The following is a 17,160-nucleotide window of genomic DNA, read 5'->3' as shown; positions in this document are numbered from 1 at the left end:
ATGAACGGGACGGCCAAGACGGTATCTGTCCCCGCTGGGACAGGCACCCCGTGCGCTTGAGCGCGAAGCGCAACGGCGCGCAAGGGTCTACACTGGATTGGACCTGCGAGCGCCGCCGCGCTCGGCTTGCCAGCTTGAAAAGCCAGCGTGGCGTCGCCACTTACCCTGTATGGAACAGAGGGCGAGTACATGAGATCGCGCGACTTTTCATCCTGGATCTGGGGCGATGCCCTGTCCCTGCTGCAGCAGGCCGATCGCCTGCACCGGCAACTGCTGCGCACCGGCCCGGCGCAGGCGCCCTGCTGGGAGCCCCCGGTGGACATGATCGAAACCGAGAGCGCCGTCCTGATCTACGTGGCGCTGCCCGGCGTGGCCGCCGGCGACGTGGCGGTGCGCTTCGATCCCGATGGCATCAGCATTTCCGGCGTGCGCCCCTTGCCGGCGCTGCGCAACGCCCGCATCCACGGGCTGGAAATCCCCTATGGCCGCTTCCAGCGGCGCATCCGCCTGCCCCTGCATGCCCTGGAGCCCGAGGCCCCGACGCTGGCCGACGGCTGCCTGACCCTGACCCTGAAAAAACTGAGGGAGGCCCCATGACGGACCCGCGCACCCTGCCCGAAGACGCACGCATCATCATCCCGTTGCGCGACGCCGTGCTGTTTCCCGGCGTGCTCTCGCCCGTTACCGTACACCGCCAGAGCTCGGTGGCCGCCGCCCAGGAGGCCGTCAAGAACGAACGCCCGCTGGGCTTCCTGCTGCAGCGCGATCCGCAGAAGAACGACGTCGGCCCGGACGATCTGTACTGGGTCGGCACCGAAGGGCCGGTGGCGCGCTACATCACCGGCCAGGAAGGCGCGCACCACCTGCTGGTGCAGGGCCAGGCGCGCTTTCGCGTGCTCGAATTCCTGGAAGGCTGGCCGTTCCTGGTGGCGCGGGTGGCCCTGGTCGACACGCCCGCGGCCAGCGACAGCCAGACCGAGGCGCGCTTCCTGCAGCTCAAGCAGCAGACCATCGACGCCATCGCGCTGCTGCCCAACGTGCCCGACGAGCTGGCCGACGTGGTGCGCGGCATCGAATCGCCCGCGCTGCTGGCCGACATGGTCACCAACCTGATCGACATCAAGGCCGGGCAGAAGCAGGACATCCTCGAGACCTTCGACCTGGCGCGCCGCCTGGACAAGGTCATCGAACTGCTGGCCGCGCGCCTGGAAGTGCTGCGCCTGTCCAAGGAGATCGGCGAGCGCACGCGCGCGCAGTTCGACGAACGCCAGCGCGAGACCGTGCTGCGCGAACAGCTGCGCCAGATCCAGAAGGAGCTGGGCGAGACCGACGACGGCGCGGCCGAGGCCGCGCAGCTGAAAGAGACCATCGAACAGGCCGGCATGCCCGAGGAAGTGCTCAACCACGCCCGCAAGGAACTGAGCCGCCTGCAGCGCATGGGCGACGGCAGCGGCGAGTACGCCATGCTGCGCACCTACCTGGAGTGGCTGACCGAACTGCCCTGGAAGCACGAGCCGCAGCAGGCCATCGACCTGGCCGAGGCGCGCCGCGTCCTGGACGAAGACCACTTCGGGCTGGACAAGATCAAGCGCCGCATCCTCGAATACCTGGCGGTGCGCAAGCTGAATCCGGAAGGCCGCAGCCCCATCCTGTGCTTCGTCGGCCCGCCGGGCGTGGGCAAGACCTCGCTGGGCCAGTCGATCGCGCGCGCCACCGGGCGCGCCTTCCAGCGCGTGGCGCTGGGCGGCGTGCATGACGAAGCCGAGATCCGCGGCCACCGCCGCACCTACCTGGGCGCGCTGCCGGGCAACATCATCCAGGCCGTGCGCCGCGCCGGCACCGGCAACCTGGTGCTGATGCTCGACGAAATCGACAAGCTGGGCGCCGGCGGCTTTCATGGCGACCCGGGCAGCGCGCTGCTGGAAGTGCTCGACCCCGAGCAGAACCACAAGTTCCGCGACAACTACCTCGCGGTGGACTACGACCTGTCGCACGTGATGTTCATCTGCACGGCCAACGTGCTGGACACCGTCCCCGGCCCCTTGCGCGACCGCATGGAGATCATCGACCTGCCCGGCTACACCGAGGAAGAGAAGATCCAGATCGCGCGCCGCTACCTGATCAAGCGCCAGCTGGAGGCCAACGGGCTGCGGCCCGAACAGGCCGACATCACCGACGCGGCGCTGGCGGCCATCGTGGGCGACTACACGCGCGAGGCCGGCGTGCGCAATCTCGAGCGCGAGATCGGCTCGGTGCTGCGCCACGCCGCCATGCAGGTGGCCGAAGGCAAGGCCGGGCACGTCTCCATCGACACCGCCGACCTGGGCGCCACCCTGGGCCCGCGCCGCTTCGAGAACGAGGTCGCGCTGCGCACCAGCCTGCCGGGCGTGGCCACCGGCCTGGCGTGGACGCCGGTCGGCGGGGACATCCTCTTCATCGAGGCCAGCAAGGTGCCCGGCAGCGGCCGCCTGATCCTGACCGGGCAGCTGGGCGACGTCATGAAGGAGTCGGCCCAGGCCGCGCTGACGCTGGCCAAGACCTGGAGCGGCGACGCGCTGGAGAAGGTCGATATCCACATCCACGTGCCGGCCGGCGCCACGCCCAAGGACGGGCCCAGCGCCGGCGTGGCGATGTTCGTGGCGCTGGCCTCGCTGCTGTCGGGCCGGCCGGTGGACGCCAACGTGGCCATGACCGGCGAGGTCAGCCTGCGCGGGCTGGTGCTGCCCATCGGCGGCATCAAGGAGAAGACCCTGGCGGCGCTACGCGCCGGCATCACCACCGTGATGCTGCCGCGCCGCAACGAGAAGGACCTCGACGACGTGCCGGCCGAGGCGCGCCGCAAGCTGCGCTTCGTGCTGCTGGACCGCGTCGAGGACGCGCTGCGCTGCGCGCTGGGCGACGAACCCCAGGCCGAGGACGAGCCGGCGGCGCGGGCGACAGGCTAGAAGCGCCCGGGCTGAAGGCGGCACCTGCGGCCAGGGTGCCTGTCCCCGCGGGGACAGGCACCCCTTCACCCGCGGGGACAGGCCCAGCGGCTGCAACCGCGCGCCGCGCGGACGGCGGTATCGAAAGGTATCGGCCCTGGTCGCGACGCCCCGGGCGGGCATACGACTGTACGCATCTGGACGAGTCCTGTGACGCTTGTTACGGGCTGGATTTCTATCATAGGCAGGCAAGCCCGGGCGCGCCGACCGGCGCGCGTGTCCACCATGCCGCGGCCCGCCGCGGTGGGAGTCCGCCGATGACCCAATCCAGCCAGACCACCTCCCCGAGCGCGGACGCCCGTGTCAAGCATCGCTACCTGGACCTCGACGAGCTGCGCATTTTCTATCGCGAAACCGGCCCGGCGGACGCGCCGGTCGTGCTGCTGCCGCATGGCTATCCCTGTTCGTCGTTCCAGTACCGCGATTTCATGCCCGCGCTGGCCGACCAATGGCGGCTGCTGGCGCCGGATTTTCCCGGCTTCGGCTACAGCGACACGCCGGACACGGCGCGCTTTGCGTGCGACTTCGAGCACTACACCGACTTCCTGCAGCAGTTCGCCCATGCGCTGGGGCTGCCCAGCTATGCCCTCTACCTGCACGACTACGGTTCGCAGATCGGCCTGCGCCTGGCCATGCGCGAGCCGGACAAGGTCAGCGGCCTGATCATCCAGAACGGCGACATCTACGAAGACGAGCTGGGCCCGCGCTACGCCCCGCTGCAGGCGTATTGGGCCGACCCCACGCTGGAGGGCCGCTACAAGCTGAGCCTGGCGGTCAGCGAGGAAGGATTCCGCGACGAATTTCTCAACGACCTGCCCGAGGAGCAGGCCGAATGCATCACCCCGGACATGTGGAAGCTGGCCTGGGCGCTGCTGCGCGAACCGCGCCGCCGCGAGATCATGGTGGGGCTGATGGAGGGGCTGGAAGACAACCTGGCCTGGTTCCCGCGCTACCAGGCCTACCTGCGCGAGCGCCAGCCGCCCACGCTGATCGTCTGGGGCGTGCACGACGGCTACATGCCCGAAGCCGCGGCGCGCGCCTATCTGCGCGACCTGCCCGACGCGGAACTGCATCTGCTGCAGGCCGGCCACTGGGCGCTGGAAACCCATCTCGCGCCCATCGTGGCGCTGACGCGCGCGTTCCTGCAGCGGGTGCACGCCACGCCGAACTTCCCGCCGCCCTGAGCGGCGGCGGGCGCGGGCCGCGCTACTTCAGTTCGCCGCCGCGGCTGGCGGTGGCGAAGTCGCGCATCACCTGGCCCAGGAACTCCTGGCGGCTGACGCGCCCGTCCTTGTTGGCGTCCATGGCGGTGAACTGCGCGTCGGAGACTTCCTGGGGCAGTTCCTGGCGGGTGAGGCTGCCGTCGCCGTTGGCGTCCAGCTTGGCGAACGACGCTTCCATGAAGGCCTGGTACTCCTTCTGGCTGACGCCGCCGCTCTTGTCGGTGTCCAGGTGCTGCAGCTGGTCCGGCGTCAGGCTCGCGCCCGATTGGGCCAGGACCGCGCCCGAGGTGGCCAGCAGCGCCGCGCACGCCGCGCTCGCGATGATCGTTTTCTTCATGCTTGCCTCGCTATGGGTTGATGACCGACCGGCCGCAGGCAGGCGCCGCAACGCCTCGCCCACGCGCCAGGGTGGCAGACACCTTAGCATCTCGCCCCGAAAAAAGTGACGGCCTCGCGCCGCGCGGACATGAAGCGGCACGTTTTTTACATCGCCTCATAAATACCGCGCCGCTTTACTACTGTCTTGACCCATATCAAGGCTTTATATAACTACGAGTGATAAGTTTATGGCTCGAATCACGGGGAACGGGACAGGCGGCGCACCCAGGCCCGGGCGGCAGCGGCTACCGGCCCAAAGACAAGCTGCAGGACTATGCACAACGCGCCCTCCTCCGACCGGCCGCCCGCGCCCAGCAAACGCGGTTTTCTCAAGGAATTGCTGGGGCTGGCCGCCACGGCCACCGTCATCCCCATCGCCCCCGAAGCGCGCGCCGGCATGAACGCCCAGCCGCCGCGCCGTCCCGGCGCCGCGGGCAAGCGCTACGGCATGGTGGTCGACCTACGCCAATGCATCGGCTGCCAGGCCTGCACGGTCAGCTGTTCGATGGAAAACCTGCCGCCCATCGGGCAATTCCGCACCACCGTGCTGCAGTACGAGGTGCTGCCCGACGATGGCGGCCCCTGTTCGATGGTGATGCTGCCGCGCCTGTGCAACCACTGCGACAACCCGCCGTGCGTGCCGGTGTGCCCGGTGCAGGCCACCTTCCAGCGCGAGGACGGCATCGTGCTGGTGGACAACGAACGCTGCGTGGGCTGCGGCTACTGCGTGCAGGCCTGCCCCTACGACGCCCGCTTCATCAACCACGAGACCCAGACCGCCGACAAGTGCACGTTCTGCGAGCACCGCCTGGAGGCGGGCCTGCTGCCGGCCTGCGTGGAGAGCTGCGTGGGCGGGGCGCGCGTCATCGGCGACCTGAACGACCCCGCCAGCGCCGTCTCGCGGCTGCTGGCCGAGCACCGCGACGAGGTCAAGGTGCTCAAGCCCGACATGCGCACCGATCCGCATGTGTATTACATCGGCCTGCCCGACGCGTTCGTCAACCAGATCGATGGCCAGGCCGGCGTGCGCCTGGCCGGCCGGCACTGAAGGCGAGGCATCCATGCGCATCTCGGAACTCATCACTCCGGTCTACGACGCGGCCTGGCTGCCCTGGGCCGTGCAGTACTTCTTCCTGATCGGCATCAGCGCGGCCGCCGCGCTGACGGCGGCGGCCTGCGCCTTCGGCCGGCCCGGCTCGGCGCGCGCGCGCCTGCTGCCGGCCGCCATCGCGGTGCTGGCCGTCAGCGCCGTGGCCGCGCCGGTGTCGCTGCTGGCCGACCTGCACCAGCCCGGCCGCTTCTGGCATTTCTACACGCAGGCCACGCCCTGGTCGTGGATGTGGCTGGGCGCGCTGCTGCTGCCGCTGTACGCAACGCTGGCGCTGGGCCTGTGCGCGGCGTGGTGGCTGGGCTGGCGGCGCGCCATGCGAGCGCTGGCCGTGCCCCTGGCGCTGTCGGCGCTGTCCATCCTGGTCTATACCGGCTCGGAGGTCATGGTGCTGCGCTCGCGCCCGCTGTGGCACACGGTATTCCTGCCCATCAATTTCGCGCTGACCGGCTGGCTGGGCGCGCTGGGCGCCATGCTGCTGCTGGGCCGCTGGCTGCCGGGCGGCCTGGCCATGGCCGCGCTGGCGGCGCTGGCCGCGAGCGCGGGCGCCTGGGCCGTGCTCGGCCTGCTGGGCCACGAGCCCTCGTTCGACGCCGCGCTGCGCCTGTTCGCGCAGTTCCCGGCCTGGCGCGCCAGCCTGGCCGGCGCGATCGCCACCGGCCTGTGCATGGCGGCGCTGCTGCAGATGCGGCCCGCCCGGCTGGCCGGCCCGGCCGCCTCGCTGGCCCTGGCGCTGACCCTGCTGGCGGCGGCCTGGATCTTCCGCTGGGTCGTCTTCATGAATGTGCAGGGCGTGCCCAAGTACGGCGCCGGCCTCTACCTGTACGACATGCCCTGGGGCAGCGACGGATTGCTGGGCATGGCGGGCGTGCTCGGCCTGTGCGTGGCGCTGGTCGCCGCCCTTGCCTGGGCGCTGGAACGCTTTCCCGCGCGCACCGCCGCCCCGGCCCGCTGAACCCGAATACCTCATACGGACATTCCATGCCCAAGCAGCACCCCACCCCCGACACCGACGCGCCGGCCGACGCGCGCCGCCGCAAGCTGATCGCCCGCGGCGGCGCCGTGGCCGGCGGCATGGCCGCCTTCGCGGCCGGCTACGGCGAAACCGTGGCCCGCGCCGTCAAGGGCCTGGCCCAGGGCAGCGCCGGCGCGCCCACCGCCGACGCCTTGCGCGGCAATTCGCTCACCCCGGAATTCCGCATCGATCCGGTCACCGGCGCGCTGTCGGCCCAGCCGGGCCAGACCGTCAGCCCCTCCAGCTGCCTGGGCTGCTGGACCCAGTGCGGCGTGCGCCTGCGCGTGGACACGGAAACCAACCGCATCCTGCGCGTGGCGGGCAACCCCTATCACCCGCTGGCCACCACGCAGCCGGCGCCCATGCACGCGCCGGTGCGCGAGGTCTACGCCCGGCTCGGCGGCGACAACGGCCTGGAAGGCCGCGCCACCTCGTGCGCGCGCGGCTCGGCCATGCTGGAGCAGCTGACCAGCCCCTACCGCGTGCTGCAGCCGCTCAAGCGGGTCGGCCCGCGCGGCGCGGGCCAGTGGCGCACCATTTCGTTCGAACAGCTGGTGGAAGAAGTGTGCGAAGGCGGCGATCTGTTCGGCGAAGGCCATGTGGACGGCCTGCGCGCCATCTACGACCCGGTCACGCCGCTGGATCCCGACAACCCCGAATACGGACCGCGCTCGAACCAGCTGCTGTTCACCGACTCGGCCAACGAAGGCCGCACGCCGCTGATCCAGCGCTTCGCCGCGCAGTCGTTCGGCACCGTCAACGTGTCCAACCACGGCTCGTACTGCGGCCAGAGCTTCCGTGTCGGCACCGGCGCCGCGTTCGGCGACCTCAAGGGCATGCCGCATGGCAAGCCGGACTGGATGCGCGCGCGCTTCGGCCTGTTCATCGGCACGGCGCCGGCGCAGTCGGGCAACCCGTTCCAGCGCCAGGGCCGCCAGCTGGCCGAGGCGCGCGTGCGCGACGACGGCGCGGGCTTTCATTACGTGGTGGTCTCGCCGGTGCTGCCCGCCAGCGCCAGCCTGGCGGCCGGCAGCGGCAACGAATGGCTGGCGGTCAACCCGGCCGGCGACCTGGCGCTGGTCATGGGCATGATCCGCTGGATACTCGAGCACGACCGCTACGACGCCGCCATGCTGTCGCAGCCCGGCCCGGCCGCCATGGACGCGGCCGGCGAGGCGGCCTGGACCAACGCCACCCACCTGGTCATCGACGCCCCCGGACACGCCCGCCACGGCAGCTGTCTGCGCGGCGCCGACCTGGGCTGGCCGCGCGCCGGCGCCGACCCGCAGGCCGAGGACGTCTACGTGGTGCAACGGCCCGACGGCACGCTGGCCCCGCATACCCATGCCGGCCCCGCCGCGCTGTTCGTCGAGCGCGACCTGTCCGCCGCAGGCGTGGCGCCCGGCCTGGGCGGCGTGCGCGCCAGCTCGGCGCTGGCGCTGCTGCGCCGCGAGGCGCGCCGCATGACGCTGGACGAATACGCCCGGCACAGCGGCGTGCCCGCCGCGCGGATCGCCGGGCTGGCCGAACGCTTCACCAGCCACGGCAAGCAGGCGGTGGCCGACGCGCATGGCGGCACCATGAGCGGCGCCGGGTTCTACACGGCCTACGCCATCGCCATGCTCAACACCCTGGTGGGCAACCTCAACGTGGCCGGCGGGCTGGTGCTCGACGGCGGCCCGTTCGCGCCCTACGGCAAGGGCCCGCGCTACGACATCGCCGGCTTTGCCGGCCGCGTCGCGCCGCGCGGCGTCTCGCTGTCGCGCAACCGCTTCCCCTACGAGAAAAGCAGCGAGTACCGCCGCAAGGCCGAGGCGGGCCAATCGCCCTACCCGGCGCAGTCGCCGTGGTACCCGGCGACCGGCGCGCTCAGCTCGGAAATGCTGGCCTCGGCGCTGGCCGGCTACCCCTACCGCGCCAAGGTATGGCTCAACCACATGAGCAACCCCGTCTACGCCATCGCGGGGCTGAAGAACGTGATCGCCGACAAGCTGCGCGACCCCGGCCTGCTGCCGCTGTCCGTGTCGATCAATGCCTTCATCAACGAAACCAACGCGCTGGCCGACTACATCGTGCCCGACACCATCACCTACGAAAGCTGGGGCGTGTCGGCGCCCTGGGCCGACGTGCAGGCCAAGGCCTCGACCGTGCGCTGGCCGGCCGTGGCGCCGCGCGTGGCGCGCACAGCCAACGGCGAGCCGGTATGCCTGGAGTCGTTCCTGATCGCCTGCGCCAAACGCCTGGACATGCCCGGCTTCGGCGCCGATGCGATCGCCGGCCGCGACGGCCGGCGCCATGCGCTGGATACGGCCAGCGACTTCTTCCTGCGCGGCATGGCCAACATGGCCTATGCCGGCGGCGCGCCGGTGGCCGAGGCCAGCGAGGACGACCTGGCCCTGACCGGCGTGGACCGCCACGCCGACCTGCTGCGGCGCACGCTGCAGGACGACGAATGGCGCCGCGTGGCCCTGCTGATGAGCCGCGGCGGGCGCTTCGACGCGGCCGAGGACGTCTGGCGCGACGGCCGCGTCCACCCGCCCTACCGCAAGCCGCTGCACGTCTGGAGCGAAGACCTGGCGCGCATGCGCCATGCGATGACCGGCGAGCCCTACAGCGGCTGCCCCACCTGGTACCCGACCCGGCTGGCCGACGGCCGCGCCATGCGCGAGCAATACCCGCAGGCCGACTGGCCGTTCCTGCTGAGTTCGTTCAAGTCCAACCTGATGAGCTCGATGTCGATCGGCGTGAGCCGGCTGCGCCAGGTGCACCCGCACAACCCGGTCTCGATCAGCCGCGCCGACGCCGCGCGCCTGGGCATCGGCAATGGCGACGCGGTGCGCATCGTCACGCCGGGCGGCGCGGTCACCGGGCTTGCGCTGGTGCGCGACGGCGTGCAGCCCGGCGCCATCGCCATCGAGCACGGCTACGGCCACACCGAGCTGGGCGCGCGCGCCCATGTGGTCGACGGCCGGCCCATGCCGCACGACCCGGCGCTGGCCGCCGGCGTCAATCTCAATGACCTGGGCTTTGGCGACGCCACCCGCGCGCTGCGCGACAACGTGTGGATCGACTGGGTATCCGGCGCCGCGGTGCGGCAGGGCCTGCCGGCGCGGCTGGAGAAGGCCTAGGCGGCGGGCCTCAGGCCAGCGGCTTGAGGCCCACGCTGTAGGCCGCGGCGTTGCCGCGCGCGGCGGCCTTGATCTTCAGCATCGAGGCGCCGGGCGCGTACTCGAAATCCTGGTAGGCCACCTCGAACCATTGGTGGAAGCTGGTGCGGGCGAACTCGGGCACCCACACCTTGGCGCGCGCGTCGTCGCAATGGAACTCGACCCGCGTGCGGTCGATATTGAGCGGACGCCCGCTGCCGATGCGGTAGCTGGCGCGCAGCTCGGCGCTTTCGGCCTGGCCCGGCGTCCAGGGCAGGCCGATGGCCTGCATGAATTGCTTGATCGCTTCGTGGCCGCGATACATGTCATGACACTCCGTCGAAACAGGCTTGCATGATACCTGCTGGCGTGACGTTCATGCTTATGCGGTGCCTGTCCCCGTGGGGACAGGCACCGAGATGTCGGCCCGGGTGCCTGTCCCCGCTGGGACAGGCACCAAGGTGTGGCGCGGGCCTTCAGCACTGCCGCGCGATCAGCTTGCCCAGCGTGGCCAGGCCGTCCTGCGCGCGCGCGTCGAAGGGGTGGCCGTAGTTCAGCCGCAGGCAATGGCGAAAGCGGTCCTGCACCGAGAAGATCGGCCCGGGCGCGGTGCTCACGCCCAGCGACAGCGCGGCGCGGTGCACCGCCAGCGCATCGACCTGCGGCGGCAGCGCCACCCACAGGAAGTACCCGCCGTCGGGGTGGGTGGTGCGCGTGCCCGGCGGGAAATGCCGGGCGATCGCCTCCATGACCTGGTTGCGCTGCTGCTCCAGCGTCTGGCGCAGTTGTCGCAGGTGGCGGTCGTAGCCGCCGTGCTCCAGGTAGGTGGCCAGCGCCGCCTGCGACGGCGCCGACGTCGACAGCGACAGCGCCAGCTTGCCGCGCAGGATCCGGTCGGCATAACGCCCGCCCAGCACCCAGCCGATGCGCCAGCCCGGCGCCAGGCTCTTGGAGAACGACGAACAGCTCATCACGATGCCGCTCTCGTCATAGGCCTTGGCCGGCAGCGGCCGCTGCGCGCCGAAATACAGCTCGCTGTAGACGTCGTCCTCGATCAGCGGCACGTCGCGCGCGGCCAGCAGTTCGACCAGGGCGCGCTTCTTGTCCTCGGGCATCAGGCTGCCCAGCGGATTCTGGAAATTGGTCATCAGCCAGCAGGCGGCCGGCCGGTGCGTATCGATGGCGCGCGCCAGCGCATCGAGCTCGATGCCCTCGCGCGGATGGGCCGGCACCTCGATGGCGCGCAAGCCCAGCCGCTCCAGCGATTGCAGGGCCGAGTAGAACGTGGGCGATTCGATGAGCACCGAATCGCCCGGCCGCGTCACCGCGCCCAGGCACAGGTTCAGGGCCTCCAGCGCGCCGTTGGTGATCACGATGTCCTCGGTGCGCACCTGCACGCCGTCGGCCAGGTAGCGCAGCGCGATGGCGCGGCGCAGCCGCGTGTTGCCCGCGCTCAGGTCGTCGACCGAGCTCCAGGGGTCCAGCGCCGCGACGCTGGAAGCCATGGCGCGCGCCAGCCGCGCGTGCGGAAACAGCGAGGGATGCGGAAACGCCGAGCCGAACGGCACCACGTCGCGCCGCATGGTCAGCTGCAGCACGTGCAGCACCCGGTCGCTGACATCCACGTCCACGCGGCGCGACTCGGCCGGCGCGCCGGCCTCCAGTTCGGGCGGCAACGCCTTGGGCTTGCCCACCACGTAGTAGCCCGAACGGTCGCGCGCGCGGATCAGGCCGCGCGCCTCCAGCAGGTAATAGGCCTTGAAGACCGTGGTGGCGCTCAGGCCGCGGCTGGCGCTGGTCTGGCGCACCGACGGCAGGCGGTCGCCGGCGCGGCGCGTGCCGGCCTGGATCGATGCGGTGATTTCGTCGGCAAGCACTTCATAGCGCTTCAGCTTCAATTCGCGGCCCCGGTCGTCACGGCGTCAAGCCGGCCAGTTTCATGATCAGTTTCAGTCCGCCGGCCGCCAGCCCCAGGCCGGCCACGCCGCCGGCCCACAACAGCGCCAGCCAGCCCAGGCGGCGCAGCGTCGACGCGGGTCTGTCCAGGGTATCTTCCGTCATGGCGGCCTCCTCAGTGATAGCCGTCGCCGGCGCGTACCTTGCCGCGGAACACGTAGTACGACCAGGCAGTGTAAGTCAGGATGATGGGCACGATGAACAGCGCCCCCACCAGCGCGAAGCCCTGGCTTTGCGGCGGCGCGGCCGCCTCCCACAGGGTGACGCCGGGCGGAATCGCGTGCGGCCACAGGCTGATGCACAGGCCGCTGTAGCCCAGGAACACCAGCGCCAGCGTCAGCAGGAACGGCGCCATGTCCGGCTGCCCGCGCAAGGCGCGCAACAGCCCCCAGGCCGCCGCCAGCACCAGCACGGGCACCGGCGCGAACGCGTAGAAATTGGGCAGGCTGAACCAGCGCCGGGCTATGGCCGGCTCGATCAGCGGCGTCCAGACGCTGATGACCGCGATCACCGCCAGCAGCGCGCCGCTCAGCGGGCGCGCCACCACGATCATGCGCCGCTGCAGCGCGCCCTCGGTCTTCATGATGAGCCAGGTGCAGCCCAGCAAGGCGTACGCCACCACCAGGCCCGCGCCGCAAAAGAGCGAGAACGGCGTGACCCAGCCCCACGGGCCGCCCTGGTACGCGCCGCCGACCAGCTCGATACCCTGCAGGTACGCGCCGAGCGTGGCGCCCTGGAAGAAGGCCGCGGCCACCGAGCCGCCGATGAAGGCGCGGTCCCAGAACGGACGATGATGTTCGTCGGCCTTGAAGCGGAACTCGAACGCCACGCCGCGAAACACCAGGCCCAGCAGCATGAACACCAGCGGCAGGTACAGGGCGCCGAGCACCACGGCATACGCCCGCGGAAAGGCCGCCAGCAGGCCCGCGCCGCCCAGCACCAGCCAGGTCTCGTTGCCGTCCCAGACCGGCGCCACCGTGTTCATCATGACGTCGCGGTCCGACTTGCCGGGCAGCAGGGGAAACAGCACGCCGATGCCCAGGTCGAACCCGTCCATCACCACATACATCATCACGCCGAACAGAATGATGATGGCCCAGATCAGCGAAAGATCGACACCCATTTCACAGCCCTCCCTGCTGCGCCGCGGCCAGCGGACGCTGGACCAGCCCCGGCTCGCCGCCGGCCGGCGCGCTGCCCGACGGGCCGCGCGCGATCAGGCGCAGCACGTAGACGATGCCGGCGCCGAACACGATCAGATAGACGAACACGAACAGCAGCAGGGTCAGCGTCAGCGCCGGCACGCCGTGCGGGGTCGCCGCCTCGGCCGTGCGCATCAGCCCCTGCACGATCCATGGCTGGCGGCCGATCTCGGTCGTGTACCAGCCCGCCAGGATCGCGACCAGCCCCGACGGTCCCATCGCCAGCGCGAAGCGCTGCAGCGCGCGCGAGTCGTACAGCCGGCCGCGCAGCCGCGCCCAGCCGGCCCACGCGGCCAGCGCGATCGCCAGCAGGCCCAGCCCCACCATCACGCGGAAACTCCAGAACACCACGGTCGCGTTGGGACGGTCGGCCGGCGGATACGACTTCAGGCCGGGAAACTGGCCGTCCAGGCTGTGGGTCAGGATCAGGCTGCCCAGGCGCGGCACGCTCAGCGCGTAGCGCGTGGTCTCGGCCTGCATGTCCGGCACGCCGAACAGGTGCAGCGGCACGCCCTCGCCCGGCACGTTTTCCCAATGCCCCTCGATGGCGGCGATCTTGGCCGGCTGGTGCTTGAGCGTATTGATGCCGTGCATGTCGCCCACCACGGCCTGCAGCGGCGCGGCGATGGCCAGCATGCCCAGCGCCATGGCGAACATCCTGCACACCGCCGGCGTGCGGTGGCCGCGCAGCAGGTGCCAGGCGCCGGAAGCGGCCACCAGCAGCGCGGTGGCCAGGAAGGCGGCGATGCCCATGTGCGCCAGGCGATACGGAAAGGACGGATTGAAGATCACCGCCAGCCAGTCCACCGGCACCACCCGCCCATCGACGATCTCGTAGCCGGCCGGCGTCTGCATCCAGCTGTTGGAAGCCAGGATCCAGGTGGCCGAGACCAGCGCACCCAGCGCCACCATGATGGTCGAGAAGAAATGCAGCCGCGGCCCCACGCGCGACCAGCCGAACCGCATCACGCCCAGGAAGCCCGCCTCCAGGAAGAACGCGGTCAGCACCTCGTAGGCCAGCAGGGGCCCCGTGATGCTGCCGGCGAACTCGGAGAAGGCGCTCCAGTTGGTGCCGAACTGGTAGGCCATCACCAGGCCCGACACCACGCCCATGCCGAAGTTGACGGCGAACACCTTGCTCCAGAAATGGTACAGATCGCGATACACCGTATCGCGCGTGCGCAGCCAGCATCCTTCGAGCACGGCGAGATAGCTCGCCAGGCCGATGGTGATGGCCGGAAAGATGATGTGAAAGGAAATCGTGAATCCGAACTGAATCCGGGCCAGGAGTAGGGCTTCGCTACTCATCATGTGTGGCTCCCGCGGGCATCGTGCCTGTCAAAAACGGTCTCCGGGAAGGTCCCGGAGCACGGTTTTGATGCTACGCAGCATGTCGAAATCAGTACAGATTCAATTAACGATAAAAAAAACGTATCAGTTGTTGGCGTTTCCGCGCAGTGACACGATGGCATGGTGCCTGTCCCTGCAGGGACAGGCACCATGCGGCGCGGCGTGGCATCCGGGTGCCTGTCCCCGCGGGGACAGGCACCCCAGCCGCCGCACGCTAAGATGCAAGGCATCGCCGCCCTCCCTGCCCGCCATGTCGCTGCGCCGCTCCGCCTTTTTCATCCGCTTCCTGACGCTGGGCGCCCTGGCGCACGTGTACGTGGGCGCGCGCCTGATTCCCGACGCCGGCCTGCCGGCCGCCGGCGTCGCCGCCGCCATCCTGGCTCTGTGCGCCAGCTGCGTGCTGATCCCGCTGGGCATGGCCAGCCACGCCTCGGGGCGCCAGCCCTGGGGCGACCGGCTGGCCGCCGTGGGCCTGGTGGCGATGGGGTATTTCTCGTCGCTGTTCGTGCTGACCGTGCTGCGCGACGCGGCGCTGCTGCTGGCCTGGCTGGCCGCGCTGCCCGTGCCCATGGATGCGCTGCGCGCCGCCTCGGCGCCGGCCGTGCCGCTGCTGGCGCTGGCCGCGACGCTGCTCGGGCTGGCCAACGCGCGGCGGCGCGCCCGCGTGGTGACGGTGGACGTGCCCATCGACGCGCTGCCCGCCGCGCTGCAGGGCTACACCATCGTGCAGATCAGCGACCTGCACGTCGGCCCCACCATTAAGCGGCGCTACCTGCAGGCCGTCGTCGACGCCGTCAACGCGGCCGGACCGGACCTCGTCGCCGTCACCGGCGACGTGGTCGACGGCCCGGTGGCGCACCTGGCGCCGCACACCCAGCCGCTGGCCGCGCTGCGCGCGCCCGACGGCGTCTACCTGGTGACCGGCAACCACGAATACTATTCGGGCGCGGCGGCCTGGGTGCAGGAATTCCGCCGCCTGGGCCTGTGCGTGCTGCAGAACGAACACCGCGTCGTGCGGCGCGGCGACGCCGCGCTGGTGGTGGCCGGCGTCACCGACTACGGCGCCGCGGCGTTCGACGCCAGCCAGCGCAGCAACCCCGCGCAGGCCCTGGCCGGCGCGCCGGCCAAGGCCGCCGTGCGCCTGCTGCTGGCCCACCAGCCGCGCAGCGCCGCCGCGGCCGCGCCGCTGGGCTACACGCTGCAGCTGTCCGGCCATACCCACGGCGGCCAGTTCCTGCCCTGGAACTGGTTCGTGCGCCTGCAGCAGCCCTTCACGGCCGGGCTGCACCGCTACGGCCCGATGTGGGTCTATACCAGCCGCGGCACCGGCTACTGGGGCCCGCCCAAGCGCCTGGGCGCCCCCTCCGAGATCACCCGGGTGCGCCTGGTCCGCGCCTGATCCGGCCCCGGCCGCGCCTGTCGCAAACACCCCGGCACATTGTCGCGATTGCCCGTCGCGCACGCGCCTTTTTTGCTGCACAGTGGGAGCTGCACCCACCGCCCGCCCCGCCGCGCCTGCTCCAGGCCGGCGCCGCCGGCGCCTCCCCTTCCTGCCGGAGACACCCCATGGCCACCGCTGTCAAACCCATCCCCGAGGGCATGCACACCCTCACGCCGCACATCATCTGCGCCGGCGCCGCGCGCGCCATCGATTTCTACATCAAGGCATTCGGCGCGGTCGAAATGGCGCGCCTGGCCGGCCCCGACGGCCGGCTGATGCACGGCGCCGTACGCATCGGCGATTCGACCCTGATGCTGATGGACGCCTTCCCCGAGTGGGACCCCCCCGATCCCAAGGCGCTGAACGGCACGCCGGTCGTGCTGCACCTGTACGTCGAAGACGTGGACGCCGCCCACGCGCAGGCGGTGGCGGCCGGCGCCACGTCCGTGATGCCGGTCACCGACATGTTCTGGGGCGACCGCTATGGCCAGGTGCGCGACCCGTTCGGCCACCTGTGGTCCATCGCCACGCACAAGCAGGACCTCACGCCCGAGCAGATCGCCGAGGCCGCCCGGAACGCGCCGCCCTGCCCGGACGTCGCCGAGCAGGCCGGCAAGGCGCGCGAGTAGCGCGCCGGCGCGCGCTATCCTAGTGTCATGGCCCCACTGCCGCGCCCACGCCGACCATGACCGCCGCCACCCTCAGCCCTGCCGCCTACGCCCACGCCGAGCGCTTTCTCGCCGGCCTGGACGCCGACTGGCGCGGGCACGTCGCCGCCACCGGCCCCTGCCTGCACCGCCCCTTGCCGGCGCGCGAACCCTATGAAGCGCTGGTGCGCGCCATCGCCTACCAGCAGTTGCACGCGCGCGCCGGCGACGCCATCGTGGGACGCCTGCTGGCGCTGTTTCCCGGCGGCGCCTTTCCCGCTCCCGGCCAATTGCTGGCCGCCGACCCGGCCGCCTTGCGCGCCTGCGGCTTTTCGGCGGCCAAGACCCAGACCATCCTGGGCATCGCCCAGGCCGCGCGCGACGGCGTGGTGCCGGACCGGCGCGCCGCGCGGCGCATGAGCGACCAGGCGCTGGTCGAGCGCCTGACCACGCTGCGCGGCGTGGGCCGCTGGACCGTGGAAATGCTGCTGATCTACACGCTGGCGCGCGCCGACATCCTGCCGGCCGACGACTTCGGCGTGCGCGACGGCTACCGGCGCCTCAAGGGCGCCGCCGCCACGCCCACCGCGCGCCAGATGCGCAACATCGGCCAGGCCTGGGGGCCGTACCGCACGCTGGCGGCCTGGTATCTGTGGCGCGTGCCGCCCGAGGCGCGGATTCGCGCGCAAGAAACGTAGTGCTTGCGGCGC

General features: G+C 71.1%; 15 protein-coding genes. 9 read left to right on the top strand and 6 right to left on the bottom strand.

The annotated features are described in order from the left end of the window. Window positions 1-189: 189 nt before the first annotated feature. The 3 genes from LK409_RS03030 to LK409_RS03020 all read left to right on the top strand — a co-directional run bounded on the left by LK409_RS03030 (window position 190) and on the right by LK409_RS03020 (window position 4,168). Complete coding sequence (locus tag LK409_RS03030) at window positions 190-597, top strand: Hsp20/alpha crystallin family protein (RefSeq protein WP_003809153.1); 408 nt, start codon at window positions 190-192, stop codon at window positions 595-597. Continuing rightward, window positions 594-2,945, top strand: coding sequence for an endopeptidase La (gene lon, locus LK409_RS03025; protein WP_003819660.1), 2,352 nt, complete (start codon window positions 594-596; stop codon window positions 2,943-2,945). Before LK409_RS03030 ends, lon begins: the two co-directional genes overlap by 4 nt. 296 nt (window positions 2,946-3,241) lie before the next feature. Continuing rightward, window positions 3,242-4,168, top strand: coding sequence for an alpha/beta fold hydrolase (locus LK409_RS03020; protein WP_010927821.1), 927 nt, complete (start codon window positions 3,242-3,244; stop codon window positions 4,166-4,168). Window positions 4,169-4,190: 22 nt separating this feature from the next. On the opposite strand, the gene LK409_RS03015 is transcribed toward LK409_RS03020, so the two are convergent. Beyond that, window positions 4,191-4,544, bottom strand: coding sequence for an EF-hand domain-containing protein (locus tag LK409_RS03015; protein ID WP_003809146.1), 354 nt, complete (start codon window positions 4,542-4,544; stop codon window positions 4,191-4,193). A gap of 315 nt (window positions 4,545-4,859) precedes the next feature. Between LK409_RS03015 and dsrO the strand changes: the two genes are divergently transcribed. The 3 genes from dsrO to LK409_RS03000 are packed head-to-tail and all read left to right on the top strand — an operon-like array spanning window position 4,860 to window position 9,836. Then, entirely contained in the window at window positions 4,860-5,633 is a 774-nt protein-coding gene (gene dsrO, locus LK409_RS03010; RefSeq protein WP_010927820.1) for a sulfate reduction electron transfer complex DsrMKJOP subunit DsrO, read from the top strand. A gap of 13 nt (window positions 5,634-5,646) precedes the next feature. Next, on the top strand, window positions 5,647-6,648 hold the full coding sequence (gene nrfD / locus LK409_RS03005; RefSeq protein WP_010927819.1) for an NrfD/PsrC family molybdoenzyme membrane anchor subunit: 1,002 nt from the start codon (window positions 5,647-5,649) through the stop codon (window positions 6,646-6,648). Window positions 6,649-6,674: 26 nt separating this feature from the next. Then, window positions 6,675-9,836 (top strand): tetrathionate reductase subunit A, encoded by a 3,162-nt coding sequence (locus tag LK409_RS03000; protein ID WP_010927818.1) that lies wholly within the window; start codon window positions 6,675-6,677, stop codon window positions 9,834-9,836. 10 nt (window positions 9,837-9,846) lie between these two features. Here LK409_RS03000 and LK409_RS02995 read toward each other — a convergent pair whose 3' ends face one another. From LK409_RS02995 to LK409_RS02975, 5 genes are all read right to left on the bottom strand, one after another. Further along, window positions 9,847-10,179: a hypothetical protein gene (locus LK409_RS02995; RefSeq protein WP_003809136.1), complete on the bottom strand. Its 333-nt coding sequence runs from the start codon at window positions 10,177-10,179 to the stop codon at window positions 9,847-9,849. Window positions 10,180-10,330: 151 nt separating this feature from the next. Then, window positions 10,331-11,752 (bottom strand): aminotransferase-like domain-containing protein, encoded by a 1,422-nt coding sequence (locus LK409_RS02990; protein WP_003819654.1) that lies wholly within the window; start codon window positions 11,750-11,752, stop codon window positions 10,331-10,333. Window positions 11,753-11,768: 16 nt separating this feature from the next. Beyond that, window positions 11,769-11,915: a DUF2474 family protein gene (locus LK409_RS02985; RefSeq protein WP_003819653.1), complete on the bottom strand. Its 147-nt coding sequence runs from the start codon at window positions 11,913-11,915 to the stop codon at window positions 11,769-11,771. Window positions 11,916-11,925: 10 nt separating this feature from the next. Next, window positions 11,926-12,933, bottom strand: a complete 1,008-nt coding sequence (cydB, locus tag LK409_RS02980) for a cytochrome d ubiquinol oxidase subunit II (RefSeq protein ID WP_010927817.1) — start codon at window positions 12,931-12,933, stop codon at window positions 11,926-11,928. A 1-nt stretch (window position 12,934) separates the two neighbouring features. Next, window positions 12,935-14,323: a cytochrome ubiquinol oxidase subunit I gene (locus tag LK409_RS02975; RefSeq protein WP_010927816.1), complete on the bottom strand. Its 1,389-nt coding sequence runs from the start codon at window positions 14,321-14,323 to the stop codon at window positions 12,935-12,937. Window positions 14,324-14,612: 289 nt separating this feature from the next. Here LK409_RS02975 and LK409_RS02970 point away from each other — a divergent pair, with 289 nt between their 5' ends. The 3 genes from LK409_RS02970 to LK409_RS02960 all read left to right on the top strand — a co-directional run bounded on the left by LK409_RS02970 (window position 14,613) and on the right by LK409_RS02960 (window position 17,148). After that, the gene (locus tag LK409_RS02970; RefSeq protein ID WP_010927815.1) at window positions 14,613-15,761 is read left to right on the top strand and encodes a metallophosphoesterase; all 1,149 of its coding nucleotides are present in this window, start codon (window positions 14,613-14,615) and stop codon (window positions 15,759-15,761) included. Between the two features lie 167 nt (window positions 15,762-15,928). After that, window positions 15,929-16,432: a VOC family protein gene (locus LK409_RS02965; protein WP_010927814.1), complete on the top strand. Its 504-nt coding sequence runs from the start codon at window positions 15,929-15,931 to the stop codon at window positions 16,430-16,432. 56 nt (window positions 16,433-16,488) lie between these two features. After that, window positions 16,489-17,148 (top strand): DNA-3-methyladenine glycosylase family protein, encoded by a 660-nt coding sequence (locus LK409_RS02960; RefSeq protein ID WP_010927813.1) that lies wholly within the window; start codon window positions 16,489-16,491, stop codon window positions 17,146-17,148. The last annotated feature ends 12 nt before the right edge of the window (window positions 17,149-17,160 follow it).

The organism is Bordetella parapertussis, assembly GCF_020735925.1.
Lineage (GTDB): Bacteria > Pseudomonadota > Gammaproteobacteria > Burkholderiales > Burkholderiaceae_B > Bordetella > Bordetella pertussis.
This window is presented reverse-complemented; position numbering and strand designations above follow the sequence as displayed.